The 20,746-nt window shown below is 64.8% G+C and carries 21 protein-coding genes; 16 read left to right on the top strand and 5 right to left on the bottom strand.

Translation table 11 applies throughout. The features are described 5' to 3' along the window. Positions 1-46: 46 nt before the first annotated feature. Positions 47-694 (top strand): hypothetical protein, encoded by a 648-nt coding sequence (locus AC1D1F_RS17965; RefSeq protein WP_477678929.1) that lies wholly within the window; start codon positions 47-49, stop codon positions 692-694. A 222-nt stretch (positions 695-916) separates the two neighbouring features. Beyond that, the gene (locus AC1D1F_RS17960; RefSeq protein WP_477678930.1) at positions 917-1,414 is read left to right on the top strand and encodes a hypothetical protein; all 498 of its coding nucleotides are present in this window, start codon (positions 917-919) and stop codon (positions 1,412-1,414) included. 205 nt (positions 1,415-1,619) lie between these two features. Here AC1D1F_RS17960 and AC1D1F_RS17955 read toward each other — a convergent pair whose 3' ends face one another. The 4 genes from AC1D1F_RS17955 to AC1D1F_RS17940 are packed head-to-tail and all read right to left on the bottom strand — an operon-like array spanning position 1,620 to position 4,761. Beyond that, positions 1,620-2,222 (bottom strand): hypothetical protein, encoded by a 603-nt coding sequence (locus AC1D1F_RS17955; protein ID WP_477678926.1) that lies wholly within the window; start codon positions 2,220-2,222, stop codon positions 1,620-1,622. A 38-nt stretch (positions 2,223-2,260) separates the two neighbouring features. Further along, a complete protein-coding gene (locus AC1D1F_RS17950; protein ID WP_477678925.1) occupies positions 2,261-2,767 on the bottom strand; it encodes a hypothetical protein in 507 nt (168 codons plus the stop codon). 19 nt (positions 2,768-2,786) lie between these two features. Then, complete coding sequence (gene lolD, locus AC1D1F_RS17945; protein ID WP_477696376.1) at positions 2,787-3,515, bottom strand: lipoprotein-releasing ABC transporter ATP-binding protein LolD; 729 nt, start codon at positions 3,513-3,515, stop codon at positions 2,787-2,789. Next, the gene (locus AC1D1F_RS17940) at positions 3,508-4,761 is read right to left on the bottom strand and encodes a lipoprotein-releasing ABC transporter permease subunit (protein ID WP_477678923.1); all 1,254 of its coding nucleotides are present in this window, start codon (positions 4,759-4,761) and stop codon (positions 3,508-3,510) included. Before AC1D1F_RS17940 ends, lolD begins: the two co-directional genes overlap by 8 nt. A 151-nt stretch (positions 4,762-4,912) precedes the next feature. On the opposite strand from AC1D1F_RS17940, the gene AC1D1F_RS17935 reads away from it, so the two are divergent. Continuing rightward, positions 4,913-5,968: a hypothetical protein gene (locus AC1D1F_RS17935; protein WP_477696375.1), complete on the top strand. Its 1,056-nt coding sequence runs from the start codon at positions 4,913-4,915 to the stop codon at positions 5,966-5,968. A 51-nt stretch (positions 5,969-6,019) separates the two neighbouring features. Continuing rightward, positions 6,020-7,753, top strand: a complete 1,734-nt coding sequence (gene recJ, locus AC1D1F_RS17930; RefSeq protein ID WP_477678968.1) for a single-stranded-DNA-specific exonuclease RecJ — start codon at positions 6,020-6,022, stop codon at positions 7,751-7,753. Positions 7,754-8,153: 400 nt separating this feature from the next. Here the strand turns inward: recJ and AC1D1F_RS17925 are convergent, their stop codons facing one another. Beyond that, on the bottom strand, positions 8,154-8,822 hold the full coding sequence (locus tag AC1D1F_RS17925; protein WP_477696374.1) for a glutathione S-transferase: 669 nt from the start codon (positions 8,820-8,822) through the stop codon (positions 8,154-8,156). A 191-nt stretch (positions 8,823-9,013) separates the two neighbouring features. Here AC1D1F_RS17925 and AC1D1F_RS17920 point away from each other — a divergent pair, with 191 nt between their 5' ends. From AC1D1F_RS17920 to AC1D1F_RS17865, 12 genes are all read left to right on the top strand, one after another. Continuing rightward, positions 9,014-10,069: an ABC transporter ATP-binding protein gene (locus AC1D1F_RS17920; protein WP_477696373.1), complete on the top strand. Its 1,056-nt coding sequence runs from the start codon at positions 9,014-9,016 to the stop codon at positions 10,067-10,069. Positions 10,070-10,140: 71 nt separating this feature from the next. Further along, positions 10,141-11,445: an ABC transporter substrate-binding protein gene (locus AC1D1F_RS17915; protein ID WP_477652583.1), complete on the top strand. Its 1,305-nt coding sequence runs from the start codon at positions 10,141-10,143 to the stop codon at positions 11,443-11,445. A gap of 158 nt (positions 11,446-11,603) precedes the next feature. Then, complete coding sequence (locus tag AC1D1F_RS17910; protein ID WP_477678186.1) at positions 11,604-12,518, top strand: ABC transporter permease; 915 nt, start codon at positions 11,604-11,606, stop codon at positions 12,516-12,518. A gap of 102 nt (positions 12,519-12,620) precedes the next feature. Further along, positions 12,621-13,502 carry an ABC transporter permease gene (locus AC1D1F_RS17905; protein WP_477678185.1) on the top strand — a complete coding sequence of 294 codons (882 nt, stop codon included), beginning with the start codon at positions 12,621-12,623 and terminating at the stop codon, positions 13,500-13,502. Then, positions 13,499-14,212, top strand: coding sequence for a GntR family transcriptional regulator (locus AC1D1F_RS17900; RefSeq protein ID WP_477696372.1), 714 nt, complete (start codon positions 13,499-13,501; stop codon positions 14,210-14,212). The genes AC1D1F_RS17905 and AC1D1F_RS17900 overlap by 4 nt, the downstream gene beginning before the upstream one ends. 148 nt (positions 14,213-14,360) lie before the next feature. Further along, the gene (locus AC1D1F_RS17895) at positions 14,361-15,095 is read left to right on the top strand and encodes an aspartate/glutamate racemase family protein (RefSeq protein WP_477678184.1); all 735 of its coding nucleotides are present in this window, start codon (positions 14,361-14,363) and stop codon (positions 15,093-15,095) included. A gap of 78 nt (positions 15,096-15,173) precedes the next feature. Continuing rightward, a complete protein-coding gene (locus AC1D1F_RS17890) occupies positions 15,174-16,034 on the top strand; it encodes a 3',5'-nucleoside bisphosphate phosphatase (RefSeq protein WP_477696371.1) in 861 nt (286 codons plus the stop codon). After that, the gene (locus tag AC1D1F_RS17885; RefSeq protein WP_477678182.1) at positions 16,034-16,939 is read left to right on the top strand and encodes a DMT family transporter; all 906 of its coding nucleotides are present in this window, start codon (positions 16,034-16,036) and stop codon (positions 16,937-16,939) included. The genes AC1D1F_RS17890 and AC1D1F_RS17885 overlap by 1 nt, the downstream gene beginning before the upstream one ends. 29 nt (positions 16,940-16,968) lie before the next feature. Further along, positions 16,969-17,604: an L-threonylcarbamoyladenylate synthase gene (locus tag AC1D1F_RS17880; RefSeq protein ID WP_477678181.1), complete on the top strand. Its 636-nt coding sequence runs from the start codon at positions 16,969-16,971 to the stop codon at positions 17,602-17,604. 135 nt (positions 17,605-17,739) lie between these two features. After that, positions 17,740-18,414: a site-2 protease family protein gene (locus AC1D1F_RS17875; protein WP_477696370.1), complete on the top strand. Its 675-nt coding sequence runs from the start codon at positions 17,740-17,742 to the stop codon at positions 18,412-18,414. Next, the gene (locus AC1D1F_RS17870; protein WP_477678179.1) at positions 18,411-19,739 is read left to right on the top strand and encodes a tryptophan--tRNA ligase; all 1,329 of its coding nucleotides are present in this window, start codon (positions 18,411-18,413) and stop codon (positions 19,737-19,739) included. The genes AC1D1F_RS17875 and AC1D1F_RS17870 overlap by 4 nt, the downstream gene beginning before the upstream one ends. Before the next feature lie 144 nt (positions 19,740-19,883). Further along, a complete protein-coding gene (locus AC1D1F_RS17865) occupies positions 19,884-20,468 on the top strand; it encodes a response regulator transcription factor (RefSeq protein ID WP_436157339.1) in 585 nt (194 codons plus the stop codon). Positions 20,469-20,746: the final 278 nt, after the last annotated feature.

The following is a 20,746-nucleotide window of genomic DNA, read 5'->3' as shown; positions in this document are numbered from 1 at the left end:
TACAGCCAGCTATCATCCGCCAATGCGTTCTTTCAAGGTCCTCCACATGAAAAAGTATCTGGCTCTCGTGCTTGCAACTGCAGCATTGTTGGTGGGCGCTGAGAAAAGCATTGCGCAGGCAAGCCAGCCGGCGTGGAAAGTCTCTGAAATAGAGTTCATGACCGGACGCAAGCGGTTTGATGCCATGGACTATGCCGGGGCACGCCAGCAGTTTGTGGCGGCGTGGAAGACGCTGGAGGAAAATCCTGGCTGGTCTCCTGAATGGGGGTCGCGTGTCGCCTGGGAAACAGGAATGGCCATTGCCTACACCTGCCGTGACTACGGGTCGGCACTCAAGATGCTCACCATTGCCCGTGAACAAAACAGCCTCATGCCCGAGAAGGATGAATTCAGAGAAGGCCGCATCGTGCGTGAGGCTGCACGCGTGGCTTATCAGGCCGGCCAGTTTCAACTGGCCGCCCAGTCTTACATCACCGCCTTGTCGAAAATGGAACCCGCTTACCAAAAGCGCAGCCCGCTGCTGGTGGCCGGGCTGCTGGAAGAAGCGTCACTCGCCTGGCAACGCGGCGGAGACCCGGCACGAGCAGAACAGGCCCGCACGCGAGCCGCCGAGATTCGCAGCCAGATTCCCCCGAATCCCATGATGAGCAGCGCCCACCCTTCATTGCAGCAGGCTTGCGGGGAACCGCGCTGAGGCCATGGCTGACCGCCGGTCATTTTCAACACCAGATCTCAAGATGAAAATGTGCGCCGAATGTCAGCCGCCCGCGCCGGATGCAGTTCTCGCGCGCTCAGCCTGTGGCTGTGGCATCCTCTGAGCCAAGCGCTCCAAGTGCCGAGAAACGCGTCGACTCAGACGTCGACGCCAGTGCCGTGTAACACGGTCGCGCTGAGCACACATAAAAAAGAGGCACCTATGCTGAAGAAAATGAAAAATTCAATCGTCCTGGCCGTGATCGCCGTTGTCGCGGCAGGCGTAGCGGGGTGCGCTGCCATGCGAGATCCCTATCCAGAGTCAACAAACCCCGATGCAGCAAAGCTGGTTATCGCCAGGGCTGGCAAACAGAATATGCAGGTGTATGGGTTTAAGGATTCGTCCAACTGCACGACCCCAATGAATTTCGGGGGAACCCAGCTCCTGGCTCAAGGGGAGGAACGTGTGGTGAGGCTGGACCCCCACAAGGAAATTGCATTTGCATTCAGCGCCTATGAAGGCACCGCACGCTGTCGTCTCATCGTATCGTTCGTGCCAGCGGCAGGAAAGACGTATCGAGCCACCCTCAACTCTGACCAGGAACAATGCTACGTGAGTCTTACTCGTCAGGAAGGAGTAGCGGAGGTGCGCGAATCCAGTCTTAGAAAACGTGATTTTGCGGGGTCGCTTACCGAAAGTGGGCCATTCTGCCGCCGTTGAAGCACAAACGGTGGCCGTCTGACAGCAATGGTTAAGGCATAGCCGTTCAAGCACCTAATGCTTATCAATGCAGGGAATTAACCCCACTCCGGCAAGCGCCCCGACACCAATCTAGTGCTGCGCTCCAGGTTGCCGGTGGGCTCATCGGCCGGCATGCCCGCCACTGGCGTTCGCGATGCGGCATAAATCGGGGGCCGGGTTGGCGTTAGTTTCGGCTTCCAGGTTTGATATCACGCGGATGCTCAGCCGTAGCCGCCCTTCTCGCGCGCACTTGTGCGGCGGTATCCGCTGTGTATTCCCGGAAGGAAGTACAGCCGTCCATTGCCGGGTACCCCAGCACGTAAACGGTAACTCCCCGGCCTGGAGTTGAAGGGCCGGATATTTGCAAATCACCTTCCGATACGAAGGTGTTCGACAAAGGCAGTGAGCTCCCCATCAGCTGATGCGCCACGTACTCCGCCCGCATTTTGGCAAGTTGGCTTCTTCGGCGCGCGTCGCCTTCATCCCTTGAGGCCCATCCCATGACCACCGCGACTTCAAAGCGACACAACCCTCGATTGCCGCGCAGTGAATCAATCCACTCGCGAAGTTCTGTTCTTGATGCCGCTGACAAAGCTACCGCGTGCAGAGGCAGTTCGATGGCTCGAACATGCTCAACCCGAACCGGCGACACAGCCTGAGCAGCGCCATGCACGGCAATTGCGCTTGCAAGAAACCAATGTTTAAGGCTCATTTTGGGAATGTGTGGCAAAAGAACACGAAGCCCCAGCACAAAGGCCGTACCGAAATCACGCGCTAGTTGCAGCATCAGCTCAACGCGCCGCCTGACCCGTGCGGCTTCCCCGCTTATAGCCAACCGGCCTTCTTCAGCTCGTCCACCAGCATGCGGCTGAACGATTCGACATAAGCCTCGGGCTCCATGCCGGCCGGGCCGTAAGAGAGGATGCTGATGTAGCCACGCGAAGCGCCTGTTGCGTCGCGCACGATCACGGAAACCTCGAAACTTCTGCCGCCGCCTGCGGCAACGCTCAACACCCCTGGTGTCAGCTCGACTGTGTATGCCGTGCCTTTTGGCACGCCGTTCTTCGCGAGTTCAGCTTCGACCTGGCGTGGGGCACTTTTGAGAAAGGCATCCAGAAGCGGGGTCACTTTGTCGCGCGACGGATTGATCTGGGCGCTGCCTGGATAGCGCATGGTGATGCTGTCAAATCGGTCCCAGCGGGCTTGGGCCGCGGTGATCTTGAATTGAGTGGCGGCAACCGCCTTGCTGGTGACACTCGAGCCTGCGCATGAGGCCAGCAACACAGCCAGCGCCGGCGCGAGCACCAGGATTTTCCAGTTCAGTTTTCCCATGCTTCCCTCTCCCTTTTTTTTACGATTGAAGTAAACCGCTGACAAGACTCAGCTGGCGCCCGCAGCGCTGCGCGAGCGTGGCGTCATGCGTGACCATCACAAACGCGGTGCCGTGGTCGCGCGCCAGCTGAAGCATCAGGTCGAACACACCGTCGGCCGTGCTGCGGTCCAGGTTGCCGGTGGGCTCATCGGCCAGCACGCACGCTGGCCGCGTGACGAGCGCACGCGCAATCGCAACGCGCTGGCGTTCGCCGCCTGACAGCTCCGCGGGGCGGTGGTGGATACGGTCTTTGAGGCCGACGGCGGCCAGCATCGCCGTCGCGACGCGTGCGCATTCTGCGGGGGACTCGCGACGTATCCACAGGGGCATGGCCACATTGTCGAGGGCGCTGAATTCGGGCAGCAGGTGGTGGAACTGGTAGACAAAACCCAGATGTTTATTGCGCAGGTCGCCTTGCTGCTGGGGCGACAGGGCTGACAGCGTCTGGCCCTTGAGTTCAACCTGGCCGCTAGTGGGCGCGTCGAGGCCGCCCATCAAATGCAGCAGCGTGCTTTTGCCGGAACCCGAAGCGCCGACGATGGCCAGGGTTTCGCCGGCGTGGACTTGCAGGTCGACACCGTGCAGCACGGTCAGGTCTATACGGCCTTCGTGGAAGCGTTTGGTGAGGGCTTGGGCTTTGAGGACCACTTCGCCGTTGGCACTGGCGCTTTGCAGCGTGGCAGTCATATCGTTCTTGAGCTCACTCATAGCGCAGGGCCTCCGCCGGATTGACACGGCTGGCGCGCCAGCTCGGGTAGATGGTGGCCAGGAAGGACAGCACGAGGGAGATGACGACGATGGGCATGATGTCGGCGTATTGCGGTTCACTGGGCATGCGACTGATGAGGTAGATGTCTTTGGGCAAAAAGCTGGCGTTGAGCGCACGCTCGATGGCCGGCACGATGACGTCGATGTTGAAGGCGATGCCCAGGCCCAGCAGCAGGCCGGAGAGCGTGCCGATGACACCGACCAGTGCGCCCTGCACCATGAAGATTTTCATGATGCTTTTGGGGCTGGAACCCAGGGTGCGCAGGATGGCGATGTCGGCGCGCTTGTCGGTGACTGTCATGACCAGGGTGCTGACGAGGTTGAAGGCGGCGACCGCGACGATGAGTGTGAGGATGATGAACATCATGCGTTTTTCGAGCTGCACGGCGGCGAACCAGGTTTTGTTCTGGCGCGTCCAGTCGCGGATCAGCAGGTCGCCGCTGAGGCTTCTCGACAATTCATAAGCCACCTCGCGCGCCTGGTGCAAATCTTTCAGGCGTATGCGTATGCCGGTGGGGCCTTCGAGGCGGAAGATTTTCGCGGCGTCTTCCTGGTGCATCATGACCAGGGCCGAGTCGTATTCGTAGTGGCCGGAGTCAAAGGTGCCGACCACCGTCATCTGCTTGAGGCGGGGCACCACGCCGGCCGGGGTGACCTGGCCGCTGGGGGCGATCAGGGTGACGGTATCGCCCTCGCGCACGCCCATGGCGCGGGCCAGTTCGCCGCCCAGCACCACGCCGAAATTGCCGGGCACCAGCTTGGCCAGCGTGGGCGCCGAGGTCACGGCGAGGTCGGTGACCTGGCCTTCGAGGGCCGGGTCTATGCCGCGCACGATGGTGCCTTTCATGTCTTCACCGCGCGCCAGCAGCGCCTGGGCCGCGATAAAGGTGGCGGCGCCTGTGACTTGCGGGTTGGCCTTGATTTCGGCCAGGGTCTTGGCGGGGTCGGGCAGCGCGATGCCGTTGGGCGCGAAGACCTCGATGTGGGAGATCACGCCCAGCATGCGGTCGCGCACTTCCTTCTGGAAGCCGTTCATCACGCTGAGCACGATGATCAGGGCCGCGACGCCGAGCGCGATGCCCAGCATGGAGACACCCGAGATAAAAGAGATAAAACCGTTGCGCCGGGTGGCGCGGCCGGCGCGGGTGTAGCGCCAGCCGAGGATCAGCTCATAAGGGATTTGCATACTCAACCTGGTGGTCCTTGCCGGCCCTTGAGGCCAACCCGGACGGATTTTTGTACATGGATGTGTTCTCGCCTTCAAAACCGGACCGCTGGATCCGCCTGCGGCGGCTGCGATTTGGACGCCCAATTGTGGCATCCCGGACAATAGCCCCATGTCAGCCAATTCCCCCACCCCTTTCACAGGGCCGCAGCTGCTGCTTCCCTTCGCGGCCTGCAGCGCGGAGGCCTGGCTCCCCACGATGAAAGCCTTGCCGGCCGATAGCACGCGCAACCTGGGCCAGCTGCTGAAGGGCATGAAGTCAGTGCACACTGATGAAGCGGATGCCCACACGCTGTCGCCGCCGCATGAACGGGCCTTGGCCCTGGCGCTGGGCCTGGCGGATTCGGGCACGGCGGACGGGCTGATTCCCTGGGCGGCGCGCGATGCGGCGCTGCACCTGCCGGCCTCTACCGGCAAAGCCTGGGCCTGGATCACGCCCTGCCACTGGGCCATGGGCCGCGAGCATGCGACGCTGACGGACCCGGCCGCGCTGGGCCTGCAAGAGGATGAATCGCGCGCCCTGCTGGCGGCCATGCAACCTTATTTCGTCGACGACGGCATCACCCTGCATTACATTCCCGCGTTGGGGCCGTCGCGCTGGCTGGCTGAAGGCGAGCTGTTCCGCAGCCTGCCGACCGCCTCGCTGGACCGGGTGCTGGGCCGCAATGTGGACCCCTGGCTGCCCAAGCAGGACAAGAACGATGCCAACAGCACCGCCCGCAAGATGAAGCTGCTGCAAAACGAGATGCAGATGCTGCTGTACACGCATGCACTGAACGACGAGCGCGCGGCGCGGCGCCAGCTACCGGTCAATTCCTTCTGGCTCAGCGGCACGGGCGCGTTGGATTTTCTCCCTCTCCCCCTGGGAGAGGGCGGGGGTGAGGGCCAGCAGCCGTCAATCCATTCGCGGCAAGTTACCGCGCCACGCAGCCTGGCACAAGCCGTGTTCGCCGACGACTGGGCGGCTTATGCCCAGGCCTGGGCGGCACTCGATGCGAACGAAATCGCCGCCCTGCTGGCACGCCAGCGCGCGGGCGAGGCCGTGCGGCTGACGCTGTGCGGTGAGCGCGGGGCCACGACGTTTGAAACGGCTAACCAGGGTTTCTTTGCCAAAATCGCCGGCGCCCTGTCCCCTACCCCTTTGTTGACCGTGCTGGAACGGCTGTAAACGCCCAGCGAACGACACCCCCTCATATATATTGAGAGTTTTGATCCCCTCATGAAAATCCAGGTACGCGAAGTCCCGCCGCGCAGCGTCTGGGCGCTGCAGCAGGCCGGCATCCACCCGCTGCTGGCGCAGCTGTATGCAGCGCGGGGCGTGCATTCGATTGACGAACTCGACGACGGCCTGGGCCGGCTGCTGGCGCCTTCGTCGCTGCGCGGCACACAGGAAGCGGCAAAGCTGCTGGCCGACGTGATGGCCGCGGGCCAGAAGATTTGCGTGGTGGCCGATTACGACTGCGACGGCGCGACGGCCTGCGCCGTGGCGTTGCGCGGCCTGAAGCTGCTGGGCGCGCCGCATGTGGGCTACCTGGTGCCGGACCGCGTGACCGACGGCTACGGCCTGACGGCGCCGATCGCCGAGCGCGTGAAGGCCGGCGGCGCCGACCTGCTGGTGACGGTGGACAACGGCATCGCGAGCATGGACGGCGTGGCGCGCGCGCGCGAACTCGGCATGCGGGTGCTGGTGACCGACCACCATCTGCCGGCGCTGAAGGACGGGCTGGTGGTGCTGCCCGAGGCCGACGTGATCGTGAACCCCAACCATCCGGATTGCGGCTTCGAAAGCAAATCAATCGCCGGCGTCGGTGTGATGTTTTATGTGCTGCTGGCGCTGCGGGCGGAGCTGCGCGCGCGGGGAGCTTTTGATGCGTCCAACCAGCCCAAGCTTGATGCCTTGCTGCCGCTGGTCGCACTGGGTACCGTGGCCGACGTGGTCAAGCTGGACGCCAACAACCGCCGCCTGGTGGCGCAAGGCTTGAAGCGCATACGCGCGGGCCACTTGCCGGCCGGCCTGGCAGGTTTGTTCAGCGCGGCGGGCCGCCAGGCGGCAGTGGCCACCACCTTTGACTTCGCCTTCGCGCTGGGCCCGCGCATCAATGCGGCGGGCCGGCTCAGCGATATGACCTTGGGCATTGAATGCCTGCTGACCGACGACGCGGCGCGCGGCGAAGAACTCGCGAAAACGCTGGACGGCATCAACCGCGAGCGCCGCGACATCGAGGCCGGCATGCGCGAGCAGGCGCAGCTGGCGGCTGACGCGATGATTGACGAGGACGAGGAGCCGCCGCCGGCGATCGCGATTTTCGACCCGGAGTTCCACGAGGGCGTGGTCGGCATCGTCGCCTCGCGCATCAAGGACAAGCTGCACCGGCCGACCTTTGTGTTTGCCGCGAGCCAGGCGCCGGGCAAGGAGCATGAGCTCAAGGGCTCGGGCCGGTCGATCCCGGGTTTCCATCTGCGCGATGCGCTGGACCTGATGACCAAGCGCCACCCGGGCGTGATGCTGCGCTTCGGCGGCCATGCGATGGCGGCGGGCTGCACCATCGCCGAGGAAAACTTTGAACTCTTCGAGCAGGCGCTGCAGCAGGTGGCGCACGAATGGCTGGACGCGGCCACGCTGACGCGGCGCATGGACACCGACGGCCCGCTGGCGCCCGAATACCGGCGCGCCGACCTGGTCGACACATTGCACAAGGAAGTCTGGGGCCAGGGTTTTGCCGCGCCGACCTTCAGCGAAATCGTGGAAGTGGTGTCGCAGCGCCTGGTCGGCGAAAAACACCTGGCGCTCAAGCTCAAGCACCAGGGCCAGCCGGTGGACGGCATCTGGTTCGGCCATACCGAGGCGCTGCCGGCGCGGGTCAAGCTGGCTTTCCGGCTCGATGCCGATGAATGGCAGGGGGTGAAGCGGGTGCGTTTCCTGGTGGAGGGCGCGGAGATTCCGGCGGGCTGAGGCTGCGCCCCCACCGTTCGGGCTGAGCTTGTCGAAGCCTTGCTTGTTCTTGCCGTGCGCTTGTTGCAGGGTCCTGCTGGCCGGGATCGCCCGGCATGCGACTCACTTTCTTTTGCTTCGCCAAAAGAAAGTAAGCAAAGAAAAGGCGACCCTGGTTGCTGCGTCCCTTCGCTTCGCTACGGGCAACCTGCGGTGCTCGGTCCAGACGGGGTCTCGCTAAACTCGCTTCGCTCAGACAACGCGATCCCTGATCCGCCTGAACCTCCGCTCCTCGGCGCATCCACAAGGGGTGGGGACAGGGATGCCGAACAGCCGGAGTTCGGGCATTTCCAATAAAGCTGCCCCAGTTTTTCAAGCCGCGCGCAGTTTGTGCGCAGCCGGGAAACCGCGAAGCCTTGACTTATTGCAGGCCGAACTCGCCGCCGCGCTCAATCGCGCGCTGGTAGGCAGGCCGGGCGTGGATGCGCGCGAGGAAATCCATCAGGCGCGGCCGGCTTTCATTGAGCCCGCCGCGCGCGGCGGCGGCTTCCAGCGGGAAGCTCATCTGGATGTCGGCGCCGCTGAAGTCGGCGCCGGCGAACCAGCCGCCCTGGGGCAGCGACATTTCCAGGAAGTCCAGGTGCTGGCGCAGTTGCGGCTCGATAAAGGTCTTCTTGACCTTGCCGGCAATCCCGCGGGCGATCGGCTTCACAAAAAACGGCATGGGCGAGTTCTCGATCTTGTCGAACACCAGCTTGAGCAAGAGCGGCGGCATGGCCGAGCCTTCGGCGTAGTGCAGCCAGTAGGTGTAGCGCAGGTGCTCGGGCGTGCCGGCCGCGGGGGCCAGCCGGCCGGCGCCGTAGCGTCCCACCAGGTAGTCGATGATGGCACCCGATTCGGCCAGCGTGAGATCGCCGTCGGTGATCACGGGCGACTTGCCCAGCGGGTGCACGGCGCGCAGCGAGGGCGGGGCCAGCATGGTCTTGGGGTCGCGCTGGTAGCGCTGGATCTCATAGGGCAGGCTCAGCTCTTCCATGAGCCAGAGAATGCGCTGCGAGCGGGAGTTGTTGAGGTGGTGCAGGGTGATCATGGGGATTCCGGAAAAGGGTGGGTGCCATGGTAGGCCATCCCCGGCGGCCTTGAAGCCGCCGCGGCGCGCACCGCGGCCGGCGATTTTTGCACCCGGCAGGGGCGAGCGGGCACCACAAACAGGCATTTTGTACACAATCCTGTCGCTGATCGCATACAAAACCTGGCACAAGCCTTGCACTCAAGGCTGGCATGAACGCCCTTGCCAGCCCCACGCCCGCCGCCATTGAAGCCGTCGCGCTGACCAAACGGTACGCGCCGCAGGACCGGCCTGCGGTGGACGCCATCAACCTGCGCATCGCCAGCGGCAGCTACTGTTGCCTGCTGGGGCCGTCGGGCTGCGGCAAGAGCACGACGCTGCGCATGATGGCGGGCCATGAGTCCGTCACCAGCGGGGACATCCTGCTGGACAACCGCAACATCACCAACCTGCCGGCCGCCGGCCGCGGCACGGCCATGATGTTCCAGAGCTTCGCGCTGTTCCCGCACCTGTCGGCGCTGGACAACGTGGCCTTCAGCCTCAAGATGAAAGGCGTGGACAAGGCGGCGCGGCGGCAACAGGCCGGGGCCCTGCTGGAACGGGTGGCCATGGGCCACCTGGCCGAACGCAAGCCGGCCGAGCTTTCCGGCGGGCAGCAACAGCGCGTGGCGCTGGCGCGCGCGCTGATCACGCAGCCGCGCGTGCTGCTGCTGGACGAGCCGCTGTCGGCGCTGGACCCGTTTTTGCGTATCCAGATGCGCGCCGAGCTGCGCCGCTGGCAGAAGGAGCTGGGCCTGACCTTCATCCACGTCACGCATTCGCAGGAAGAGGCGATGGCGCTGGCCGACACCATGGTGGTGATGAACCACGGGCTGATCGAGCAGGTGGGCTCGCCGCACGAGATCTACAACCGCCCCGCGAGCGAATTCGTCGCGCGTTTCATGGGCGGCCACAACGTGCTGGACACGCCGGCGGGCCGCATAGGCGTGCGCACCGACCACATGCAGATCACCCCAGCCGGCCAGGCGGCCCCCGACGCGGCGCACAACCGGCGCGCGGTGGTCACCGATGTCGAGTACCAGGGCACCTATGTGCTGCTGGGCCTGCAGAACCCCGGCGTATCGCTGAGCGCCAGCAGCACGGCGGAGCTGTCGGTGATGGTGCCGGAAGCGGCATTCGCGGCCCGGCCCTATGCGCCCGGCGACAGCGTGCAGCTGTCATGGGCGCCCGAGGCGGCGCACACGCTGCAGGCCGCGGCGCCTGCCTGACCATTTTTGTTTTTCTGTTTTCAACCGTCCCTTCGCAAGAAGTTTCCACCCCCAGCACAGGAGTTTTCACCATGTCCGACGCTCTTCCTGATCAACAAGCTCCCCAAGACATCGCCGCTGACACACCGGCAGGCGGCGTGGCCCGCCGTTCCCTGCTCAAGGGCACGGCCGGCATCCTGGCCACGGGCATGTTCCCGGCCGTGCATGCGCAGGAAAAAATCGTGCTGCGCTACCTGGGCACCGCGGTGAACCAGGACAAGGCGATTGCCGAGAAGTTCAAGGCCGACACCGGCATCACCATCCAGTACGTGGCCGTCACCACCGACGACGTGACCAAGCGCGCGGTGACCGCGCCCAACAGCTTTGACCTGATAGACACCGAGTACTTCTCGCTCAAGAAGATCGTGCCCACCGGCAACCTCAAGGGCATAGACACCAAGAAGATCAAGAACGCCGACAAGATCACCTCGCTGTTCACCACCGGCACGGTGGCCGGCAAGGCTGTGGGCGACCAGGGCACGGCGCCCAAGAAGGTGATTTACCTCGAAGGCGAAAAGAGCAAGGTCTTCGCCAAGAGCCCGACGCAGTTCATGTCGCTGATTCCCACGGTGTACAACGCCGACACGCTGGGCATACGCCCCGACCTGATCAAGCGCCCCATCAGCTCCTGGGCCGAGTTGCTGAACCCCGAGTTCAAGGGCAAGGCCGCGATCCTGAACATCCCGTCCATCGGCATCATGGACGCGGCCATGGTGGTGGAGGCGAAAGGCATCTACAAATACCCGGACAAGGGCAACATGACGAAAAAGGAGATCGACCTGACGATCGCCACGCTGATCGAGGCCAAGAAGGCCGGCCAGTTCCGCGCGCTGTGGAAGGACTTCAACGAGTCGGTCAACCTGATGGCGTCGGGCGAGGTGGTGATCCAGTCGATGTGGAGCCCCGCCGTGACGGCCGTGCGCACCAAGGGCATCGCCTGCAACTTCCAGCCGCTGAAAGAGGGCTACCGCGCCTGGGCCGCCGGCTTCGGCCTGCCCGCCACGCTCTCGGGCAAGAAGCTGGACGGCGCCTATGAATTCATCAACTGGTTTCTCGACGGCTGGGCCGGCGCCTACCTGAACCGCCAGGGCTATTACAGCGCCGTGCTGGAAACCGCCAAGGCCAAGATGGAAGCCTATGAGTGGGCCTACTGGATGGAAGGCAAACCGGCGTCGCAAGACATCAAGAGCCCCACCGGCGACGTGCTGGCCAAGGCCGGCGCGGTGCGCGACGGCGGCAGCTACGAAGCGCGCATGGGCGGGATTGCCTGCTGGAATGCGGTGATGGACGAAAACAATTACATGGTCCAAAAGTGGAATGAATTTGTAGCAGCCTAGAAGTAGGCACACCCCCGTTGACGCTCACTTCGTGTAGCGTCCTCCCCCCTTGCAGGGGGCGCCCGCTGCGGCCCGGCAAAGCCGGTTCCGCGCGGACGCTGGGCTGATTCGGCTCGCTTCGCTTGCCCTTGGTTTTGTCGTCGTTCAACTGGATTTCTATGAGTGCTCCTGCTGTCGCTGCACATTCCGCCCCGGCCAAGGCGCCCGGGCGTGCGCTGGCCGCCTGGTGGCAGGCCATGCCGCTGACAGCGGTGTTTGTGCTGTTCTTCCTGGTCCCGCTGGCGCTGGTGCTGGCGGTGAGTTTCTGGGACTTCAATGAATACGAGTTGCTGCCGGGCTTCACGCTGAAGAACTACTTCGCCATCTTCGATGGCTGCGGCAACACCGCCGAGCTGTGCGTGACCTTCAAGACCTATTTGTCGACCTTCAAGTTCAGCTTCCTGGTGTGGCTGATCACGCTGGTGACGGGTTTCATGGCGTCCTACTTCCTGGCGTTTCACGTGCGATCGCAAGGGGTGCAGACGCTGCTCTTCGTGCTGTGCACCATCCCGTTCTGGACATCCAACGTGATCCGCATGATTTCGTGGGTGCCGCTGCTGGGCCGCAACGGCCTGGTCAACCAGAGCCTGGTGGGCATGGGCGTGGTGAACCAGCCGGTGGAGTGGCTGCTATTCTCGGACTTTTCGGTGGTGCTGGCCTTTGTGCACCTCTACACGATGTTCATGATCGTGCCCATCTTCAACTCGATGATGCGCATAGACCGCAGCCTGATCGAGGCGGCCAACGACAGCGGCGCCTCGGCCTGGCAGACGCTGTGGAACGTCATCGTGCCGCTGTCGCGCACCGGCATCATCATCGGCTCCATCTTCGTCATCACCATCGTGATGGGCGACTTCGTGACCATAGGCGTCATGGGCGGCCAGCAGATCGCCTCCATCGGCAAGGTCATCCAGGTGCAGACCTCCTACCTGCAGTTTCCGCTGGCGGCGGCCAATGCGGTGATCCTGCTGGCGCTGGTGCTGATGATCATCTGGGCCTTGACGCGGCTGGTCGACATCCGGAAAGAACTATGACCCCCACGCTTGTCACTTCGTGTACTACGCTGCCCCCCCGAGGGGGCTGGCCTTGCTTGGGGCGGCCCGGCGCTGCGGCCCCTCCTGCGGAGGTTCTAAGCTATGTCCGATAAACGCTCTGCCGGTTTCTGGTTCCTCGCCGCATTTTTTGCGCTCTTTGTACTGTTCCTGTACGGCCCGATGTTCGTCATCGTGCTGCTGAGCTTCCAGGGCCCGGAAGGCGGGCTGACCTTTCCGCTGCGCGGTGTCTCGCTGCACTGGTTCCACAAGCTGGCCGAGGGCCTGGGCGTGGTGGACATAGGCGCGGCGCTGAAACGTTCGCTAGGCCTGGGCCTGGCGGTGACGGCGTTCACGGTCGTGCTGTCGGTGCTGGCCGGCCTGGCTTTCCGCAAAAAGCTCGCGGGCGGCAACACCCTGTTTTTTGTGGTGGTGTCCAGCCTGATCATGCCGTCCATCATCGTGTCGCTGGGCATAGGCCTGGAGTTCCGGCTGCTGGACAACGGCATCAAGAAAGCGCTGGAGCTGCTGGGCATGTCCGGCGCGCTGGAAGATTACGGCACGGCGCTGGGCCTCTTTACCTCGGCGCTGGGCGCGCACCTGACCTGGACGCTGCCCTTCGGCCTGCTGATCATGTTCGCCGTCTTCAACCGCTTCAACCCGGCTTACGAGGAAGCCGCGCGCGACCTGGGCGCCACGCCGTGGCAGGGCTTTCGCCACGTGGTGCTGCCGCTGGTCGCTCCCTCGGTCGTGGGCATAGGCATGTTCGGCTTTACCCTGAGCTGGGACGAAATCGCCCGCACCTCGCAGGCCATCGGCGACGTCAACACGCTGCCGCTGGAACTGCAGGGCCTGACGACCACCGTCACCACGCCGTCCATCTACGCGCTGGGCACCGTCACCACCGTGGTGTCGCTGGGGGTGATGGCCCTGGCCATGGGCCTGGCATGGTGGCTCGGCAGGCGGCAGAAAAAAGGACATCGATGAGCCCCGCGAATACGGCAGCTTCCGCAACGCCCCTGACCGACAGCGAGATGTATGAGCGCGTGGTCTCGGCCATCCTCGACCACCGCCTGCCGCCGGGCACCAAACTGGGGGAAGACAAGCTGGCCGGTGCCTTCGGCGTGTCGCGCACGCGCATACGTCCGGTGCTGGTGCGCCTGGCCAATGAGCAGGTGGTCACCTTGGTCCCGAATCGCGGCGCCACCGTGGCCCAGCCCACCGAACAGGAAGCGCGCGAGGTCTTCGAGGTGCGCCGGCTGATAGAACCCACGCTGGTGGAGCTGTTCATCGCCAGGGCCAATGAGGCCGACATGCGCCAGCTCAAGCGCTGCATCGACGACGAGGAAGCCGCGCGGCTGGCCGGCGACATGCACCGCGCGATCCGGCTGTCGGGCGACTTCCACCTGCAGATCGCCGAGCGCGCCGGCCACCAGACGCTGGGCCGCATCCTGCGCGAACTGACCTCGCGCACCTCGCTGATCCTGATGACCTACAGCACAGGCCACAAGGACAGCCGTGACGAGGCTGCCGCCTGCGGCTGCCGCGAACACCGCGTCCTGCTGGACGCCATCCGCCTGCGCGACCCGCGGGAAGCGACGCGCCACATGCGCGAGCACCTGACCCGCCTGGAGTCGCAGCTGCAGTTCACGCCGCCGGCGGGTGAGGCGCCGGATCTGTCGGCGCTGTTCTCCTGATGTGGCCTATGAAGAATTCTGGGAGTGCAACCCGTAGAGGTATTCCACCAGCGGGGGCCGCGGGTCCGGCTTTGCCGGCCCCAGGCGCCGCCCCCTCGAGGGGGGAACAGGCTACACGCAGTGAGCCTGGACGGGGGTGAGTTCTTTCATGCGTAGGCTTTTGGTCATCAATCCGAACACTTCAGCGTCGGTCAGCGCATTGCTGCAAACCCATGTGCAGGCCGCCGCCGGGCTGCACGTGCAGGTCAGCACCGTCACCGCGCGTTTCGGCGCGCCCTACATTTCGGACGAAGCCAGTTACGCGGTGGCCGCGCATGCCACGCTGGACACCTGGGCGGCTGCCCTGGCCGGCGCGAAGGAAGCGCCCGACGCGGTGCTGATAGGCTGCTTTGGCGACCCCGGACTGCTGGCGCTGCGCGAAAGCAGCCCGGTCCCCGTCACCGGCCTGGCCGAGGCGGCCTTCATCGAGGCGGCGCGCCATGGCCGCTTTGCCATCGTTACCGGGGGCGAGCGCTGGGGCCCCATGCTGCAGCGGCTGGCCCAGGCGCTGGGCCATGCGCCTTCGCTGGCCGGCATCCACACCGTGGCGCCGACCGGCGCACAGCTCGCCGCCGACCCGGCCGCCGCGCGCACCCTGCTGGCCCAGGCCTGCCGCGATGCGGTGCGCCAGCTGGGCGCGCAGGCGGTGATCCTGGGTGGGGCGGGCCTGGCGGGCATGGCCGCGGCCCTGCAGCCCGGGGTCGGCGTGCCGCTCATCGACAGCGTGCTGGCCGGCGCCCATTGGGCCCTGCGCAGCCATGCGCCGCCGCCGCAGCGCGGCACGCCGGGCTTCGACGTGCCCTGGGAAAACCTCTCGCCGGAACTGAGCGCTTTGGGTCTGTAGATCCCGGCCGAACGGGCAGGAGGCAGGGATATGTGAGCGCGCACTGCAGCTGGCAGTCATAAAGCCTAAAATGTCCCTGTGACCCCGCAAAACATCCTGAATGCCGACCTGCATTGCCACTCTGTGGTCTCGGACGGCACGCTGACGCCGGAGGCGCTGGCCGAACGGGCCAAGGCCAACGGGGTGGAACTCTGGGCCCTGACCGACCACGACGAAATCGGCGGCCAGCAGCGCGCCGCGGCGGCCGCCAAGGCCCAGGGCATGCACTACCTGACGGGCACTGAGGTCTCCGTCACCTTCGCCGGGCAGACCGTGCACATCGTGGGCCTGGGTTTTGACGCCGAAAATCCCGACATCGTGCAAGGCCTGCGCAACACGCGCGGCGGGCGCGAACAGCGCGCGATGGAGATGTCGGACTCGCTGGCCAAGGCCGGCATCAAGGGTGCTTACGAGGGCGCGCTGAAGTTTGTCGGCAACCCCGAGCTGATCTCGCGCACGCATTTCGCGCGTTTCCTGGTCGAAAGCGGCGTGTGCCGCGAAACCAACGAAGTCTTCCGCAAATACCTGACCGAAGGCAAACCCGGCTACGTGCCGCACCGCTGGGCGACGCTGCGCGACGCCGTGACCTGGATCACCCAGGCCCAGGGCGTCGCGGTGATCGCCCACCCGGGCCGCTACAAGTTCACCCCCAACGAGGAATACGCCTTGTTCACCGAGTTCAAGTCCCACGGCGGGCGCGGCGTGGAGGTTGTCACGGGCAGCCACACACCCCAGGAATACCTCAAGTACGCCGAGACGGCCAAGGAATTCGGCCTGGCCGCCTCGCGCGGCAGCGACTTCCACAGCCCCGACGAGAGCCACACCGACCTGGGCACCCTGCCCTTCCTGCCGGGTGAACTCACGCCGGTCTGGGAACTGCTGGCGGACCGCATCCAGTGATGGCCGGTCCCGCCAAAAATACCTCCCACGCCCCGACCGGCATCGCGCTCCTGGTGGGCGCGGTCGGCTGTTTCGCGGTGCTGGACACCACCACCAAGGTCATTTCCAACAGCGTGCCGCTGCTGATGGCGCTGTGGTTCCGTTATGCCTTCCAGGCCGTGGCCACCACCCTGGCGGTGCTGCCGTCGCGCGGCCTTTCGGTGCTGCGCACGGCGCACCCGAAATACCAGCTGCTGCGCGGCCTGCTGCTGCTGTTCACCAGCCTTTTTGCGTTCTACAGCCTGCGGCACATGCCGGTGGGCGAGTTCACCGCCATCGTGATGATCACGCCGCTGGTCATCACCCTGCTGGCCTCGCTGACGCTGGGCGAGCGCGTGTCCTGGCTGCGCTGGACGCTGGTGGTGGGCGGCTTCGCGGGGACAATCATCATCATCCGGCCCGACGGCGACGACTTCAACTGGGCGATGCTGCTGCCGATAGGTTTGGTGATCTGCAACGCCTGGTTCCAGATCCTGACCAGCCGGCTGGCGCGCACCGAAGACCCTTTCACCATGCACTTCTACACCGGCTGGGTGGGTACGCTGGCCGCCTCGCTGGCCCTGCCCTTTGTCTGGGCCTCGCTGGACTCCTGGACGCTGTGGGCCAGCCTGGCGCTGATGGGCCTGATGGGCACGGTCGGCCATTTCATGATGATCCTGGCCTACGGCCGCGCGCCGGTGTCCACGCTCACGCCTTTTCTTTATGCGCAGATCGGCTTTGCCATGCTGGGCGGCTGGATCGCGTTTTCGCATGTGCCGGACCGCTGGTCCATGGTGGGTATGGGGATGGTCGCCGTCTGCGGCGCGGTAGGCGCCTGGCTCGCGGTGCGCCAGGGCCGCGTGCCGATAGAGCCCGTCGAGTCTTGAATCCAGCGCTTTGAAAACCATCTGACGCTATGGCCCAGTTTTTTGAAGTTCACCCCGAGAACCCGCACACCCGGCTGCTCAAGCAGGCGGTGGCATTGCTGGAGCGCGGCGGCATCGCGGCCGTGCCGACCGATTCAAGCTATGCCCTGGTCTGCCACCTCGACGACAAGGCCGCGGCCGACAGCCTGCGCCGCATACGCGGGGTGGACGACAAGCATCACCTGACGTTGCTGTGCCGCGACTTGAGCGAGCTGGCCAATTACGCGCGTGTCGACAACAAACAGTTCCGCCTGCTGAAAGCCGCCACGCCCGGGCCCTACACCTTCATCCTCGAAGCCAGTAAGGAAGTGCCGCGCCGCGTGAGCCACCCTTCGCGCAAGACCATAGGCCTGCGGGTGCCCGAACACAAGGTGCTGCAGGCGCTGCTCGAGCTGCACGGCGCGCCGCTGCTGGCCACCACGCTGATCCCGCGCGGCGGCGGCGAGCCGCTCAACGACGCGCACGAGATACGCGAATTGCTGGAGCACGAACTGGCCGCCGTGATAGACGCCGGCGCCTGCCACCAGGAAGCCACCACGGTGATAGACCTGACGCCCATGGGTGAGGGCGGCGATCCCGTGGTGGTGCGGCAGGGGCGAGGTGACTTAGCGGCGCTGGGCCTTTAACCCACGAGCTCCCTTCCAAGCAGGGGCCGCGGAACCCGCTTTGCCGGGCCGCAGGCGCAGCGCCCCCTCGGGGGGCAGAGAGCTACGCGCAGCGAGCGAACGTGGGGGCACACAGTCCAGTGAGACAATCCCGGGATGGATATCGCCAACCTGATTCAAACCGTCGCCATCTATGCGCTGCCGGTGCTGTTCGCCATCACGGTGCACGAAGCCGCGCACGGCTATGTGGCCCGTCACTTTGGTGACAACACAGCCTGGATGATGGGCCGCGTGACGCTCAACCCCATCAAGCACATAGACCCGGTCGGCACCATCCTGATGCCGCTGCTGCTGTACTTCGCAACTTCGGGGACTTTCCTGTTTGGGTATGCCAAGCCGGTGCCGGTGCAGTTCGGCAACCTGCGCAAGCCCAAGCGCGACATGATCTGGGTGGCGCTGGCCGGCCCCGCCGCCAACTTCATCCAGGTGATCATGTGGGCCGTGGTGTACGCATTGCTCGTCGGGGCCGGTATCTCCGAGCCTTTCTTCCTCGTGATGTGCCAGGCCGGCGTGCTCGTCAACCTCGTGATGTGGGCCTTCAACCTGTTTCCGTTTCCGCCGCTTGACGGCGGGCGCATCCTGATGGGCCTGTTGCCATGGAAGCAGGCGCAGTTTCTCGCGCACCTCGAGCCATGGGGCTTTTTCATCGTCATGGGGCTTGTCCTCCTCGGCGTCGTCAGCGCCTACTGGCTCTGGCCACTGGTCGTGCTCGGCTACGGCCTGCTGGACCTGCTCAATCTCACCATCTCCCTGCCCCCAAGACTGCTATGAGTTCACCGTCCCCCACCCGCTTCCTGACCGGCATCACCACCACCGGCACGCCCCACCTGGGCAATTTTGTCGGCTCCATCCGGCCCTCGGTGCAGGCCAGCTTCCGCGCCGACGTGCGCAGCTTTTATTTCCTGGCCGACTACCACGCGCTGATCAAGTGCGACGAGCCTGCCCGCATCCAGCAGTCCACACTCGAGATCGCCGCCAGCTGGCTGGCCGCCGGGCTGGACCCGGAGCGCGTGACCTTCTACCGCCAGTCCGACATCCCCGAGATTCCCGAGCTGACCTGGCTGCTCACCTGCGTCACCGGTAAGGGCGTGCTGAACCGTGCCCATGCCTACAAGGCCTCGGTCGACAAGAACGAGGCGGCCGGCAACGACCCGGACGCCGACGTCACCGCCGGGCTCTTCATGTACCCGGTGCTGATGGGCGCGGACATCCTGCTGTTCAAGACGCACAAGGTGCCGGTCGGGCGCGACCAGATCCAGCACATCGAGATGGCGCGCGACATGGCCCAGCGCTACAACCACCTCTACGGCGAGCACCTGGTGCTGCCCGAGGCGGTGATCGAGGAATCGGTCGCCCTGCTGCCCGGCCTGGACGGGCGCAAGATGAGCAAGAGCTACGACAACACGATTCCGCTGTTCACGCCGCGCGAGCAGATGCGCAAGCTGATCGCCGGCATCGTCACCGACTCGCGCGCGCCCGGCGAACCCAAGGACGTTGAGGGCTCGGCGCTGTTCCAGATCTACCAGGCCTTCGCCGGCGCCGAGGAAACCGAAGCGTTACGCAAGGCTTACGCCGAAGGCATCGCCTGGGGCGACGCCAAGCAGCTGCTGTTCGAGCGCATAGACCGCGAAGTCGCGCCCATGCGCGAGCGCTACCACGCCCTGATGGCCGACCCCGGCAAGATTGAAGCCATCCTGCAGGCCGGCGCGCAAAAGGCCCGCGCCGAGGCCACGCCCTTCATGGCCGAGCTGCGGCGCGCCGTGGGCCTGCGCAAGCTGGACACCCGCCCGGCCACGCCGGCCGGGGCCAAGGCGGCAAAAACAGCGAAGAGCGCCGTGCCGGCCTTCAAGCAGTACCGCGAAAAGGACGGCCTGTTTTATTTCAAGCTGCAGGACGCCGAGGCCCGGGTGCTGCTGCAAAGCCGCGGCTTTGAAGCGCCGCGGGACGCCGCGCAGATGATTGCCGCGTTGCAGCAAGACGGCCAGGCGGCCTTGGCGGGGCTGCTGGCGCAGGGGCAGGTCCAGGTTTTGCCGGGCGTCAGCGACACCGACGTGGCGGCGGCCTTGCGGTTTTTTGCGGAGGCGGCGGCTTCCTAGGAACAGTCCACGGCCTGGGCCTTGTTGTTTTTTTGGATCAGCGTTCTGAAAAAATACCGCAATTGCCCGTTTATTTATGCCCCAAAGTTGACACACAGCAGTTATGCTCGATGGCTAATAGGACCAATACTTTAGACCTGATTAATGAGTATTTTTGTAATAGATGACCACCCGCTCATGCGCGAAGCGGTTGTTATGTTGATCCGCCGCCTGAGCAGCAAGGCCACCGTGACCGAGCTGGACCGGCTCGCTGCCGTCATGCCCGCCGTGCAGGAACAGGGCATTCCCGAACTGATCTGCCTGGATCTGCGCCTGCCCGACACCAACGGTGTTTCCGGCGTGCGCGAACTCAAGCAGCAATTCCCCGGCGTGCCCCTGGTGGTACTGTCGGCCGCGCCGGCCCAGGACTACGAGGATCTCTCGATCGAGGCGGGCGCGGATGCCTACATCCAGAAGTCGGCAGGCGCCACCGAGATCTCCAACGTGCTGCGCGTCTTCCTCAGCGAAGACCTGGACCCGGAACCCTCCACTCCGACCGAAAAGCTCTCCAAGCGGCAAAAACAGCTGCTGGTGATGCTGGACAAGGGCATGAGCAACCGCGACATCGCTGAAGAACTGCAGATCAGTGAGCACACGGTCAAGGTTCATTTGTGGCGCCTCTTCAGGCGCCTCAACGTCAAGAGCCGGTCGCAGGCTAGCCACCTGGCTCGCACACAGGGCTTGCTCTAATCAGTCTCCGGGCCGCCTGCGGCCTGGCGCTCATGCCTCTTGCTGAGGTCTGCTGGCCGGGGGTAGCCCGGCAGCTACTCACTTTTCTTTTGCTTCGCCAAAAGAAAAGTAAGCAAAAGAAAAGGCGACCCTGGTTGCTGCGTCCCTCCGCTTCGCTACGGGCAACCTGCGGTGCTCGGTTCAGGCGGGGTCTCGCTAAACTCGCCTTCGGCTCAAACAACGCGATCCCTGATCCGCCTGAACCTCCGCTCCTCGGCGCATCCACAAGGTCCACAAGG

Source organism: Polaromonas sp. P1_H6, assembly GCF_056405195.1.
Note: the sequence above shows the minus strand (reverse complement) of the source record. Positions and strands in the feature narration are given on the sequence as shown.

Excerpts from the sequence above, each read along its gene's own strand:
- lolD (WP_477696376.1), bottom strand. The coding sequence starts at position 3,515 with ATGAGTGAGCTCAAGAACGATATGACTGCCACGCTGCAAAGCGCCAGT.
- AC1D1F_RS17915 (WP_477652583.1), top strand. The coding sequence starts at position 10,141 with ATGTCCGACGCTCTTCCTGATCAACAAGCTCCCCAAGACATCGCCGCT.
- AC1D1F_RS17895 (WP_477678184.1), top strand. The coding sequence starts at position 14,361 with ATGCGTAGGCTTTTGGTCATCAATCCGAACACTTCAGCGTCGGTCAGC.
- AC1D1F_RS17955 (WP_477678926.1), bottom strand. The coding sequence starts at position 2,222 with ATGCTGCAACTAGCGCGTGATTTCGGTACGGCCTTTGTGCTGGGGCTT.
- AC1D1F_RS17880 (WP_477678181.1), top strand. The coding sequence starts at position 16,969 with ATGGCCCAGTTTTTTGAAGTTCACCCCGAGAACCCGCACACCCGGCTG.
- recJ (WP_477678968.1), top strand. The coding sequence starts at position 6,020 with ATGAAAATCCAGGTACGCGAAGTCCCGCCGCGCAGCGTCTGGGCGCTG.
- AC1D1F_RS17920 (WP_477696373.1), top strand. The coding sequence starts at position 9,014 with ATGAACGCCCTTGCCAGCCCCACGCCCGCCGCCATTGAAGCCGTCGCG.
- AC1D1F_RS17865 (WP_436157339.1), top strand. The coding sequence starts at position 19,884 with ATGAGTATTTTTGTAATAGATGACCACCCGCTCATGCGCGAAGCGGTT.
- AC1D1F_RS17875 (WP_477696370.1), top strand. The coding sequence starts at position 17,740 with ATGGATATCGCCAACCTGATTCAAACCGTCGCCATCTATGCGCTGCCG.
- AC1D1F_RS17870 (WP_477678179.1), top strand. The coding sequence starts at position 18,411 with ATGAGTTCACCGTCCCCCACCCGCTTCCTGACCGGCATCACCACCACC.
- AC1D1F_RS17960 (WP_477678930.1), top strand. The coding sequence starts at position 917 with ATGCTGAAGAAAATGAAAAATTCAATCGTCCTGGCCGTGATCGCCGTT.
- AC1D1F_RS17950 (WP_477678925.1), bottom strand. The coding sequence starts at position 2,767 with ATGGGAAAACTGAACTGGAAAATCCTGGTGCTCGCGCCGGCGCTGGCT.
- AC1D1F_RS17940 (WP_477678923.1), bottom strand. The coding sequence starts at position 4,761 with ATGCAAATCCCTTATGAGCTGATCCTCGGCTGGCGCTACACCCGCGCC.
- AC1D1F_RS17935 (WP_477696375.1), top strand. The coding sequence starts at position 4,913 with ATGTCAGCCAATTCCCCCACCCCTTTCACAGGGCCGCAGCTGCTGCTT.
- AC1D1F_RS17900 (WP_477696372.1), top strand. The coding sequence starts at position 13,499 with ATGAGCCCCGCGAATACGGCAGCTTCCGCAACGCCCCTGACCGACAGC.
- AC1D1F_RS17905 (WP_477678185.1), top strand. The coding sequence starts at position 12,621 with ATGTCCGATAAACGCTCTGCCGGTTTCTGGTTCCTCGCCGCATTTTTT.
- AC1D1F_RS17925 (WP_477696374.1), bottom strand. The coding sequence starts at position 8,822 with ATGATCACCCTGCACCACCTCAACAACTCCCGCTCGCAGCGCATTCTC.
- AC1D1F_RS17885 (WP_477678182.1), top strand. The coding sequence starts at position 16,034 with ATGGCCGGTCCCGCCAAAAATACCTCCCACGCCCCGACCGGCATCGCG.
- AC1D1F_RS17965 (WP_477678929.1), top strand. The coding sequence starts at position 47 with ATGAAAAAGTATCTGGCTCTCGTGCTTGCAACTGCAGCATTGTTGGTG.
- AC1D1F_RS17910 (WP_477678186.1), top strand. The coding sequence starts at position 11,604 with ATGAGTGCTCCTGCTGTCGCTGCACATTCCGCCCCGGCCAAGGCGCCC.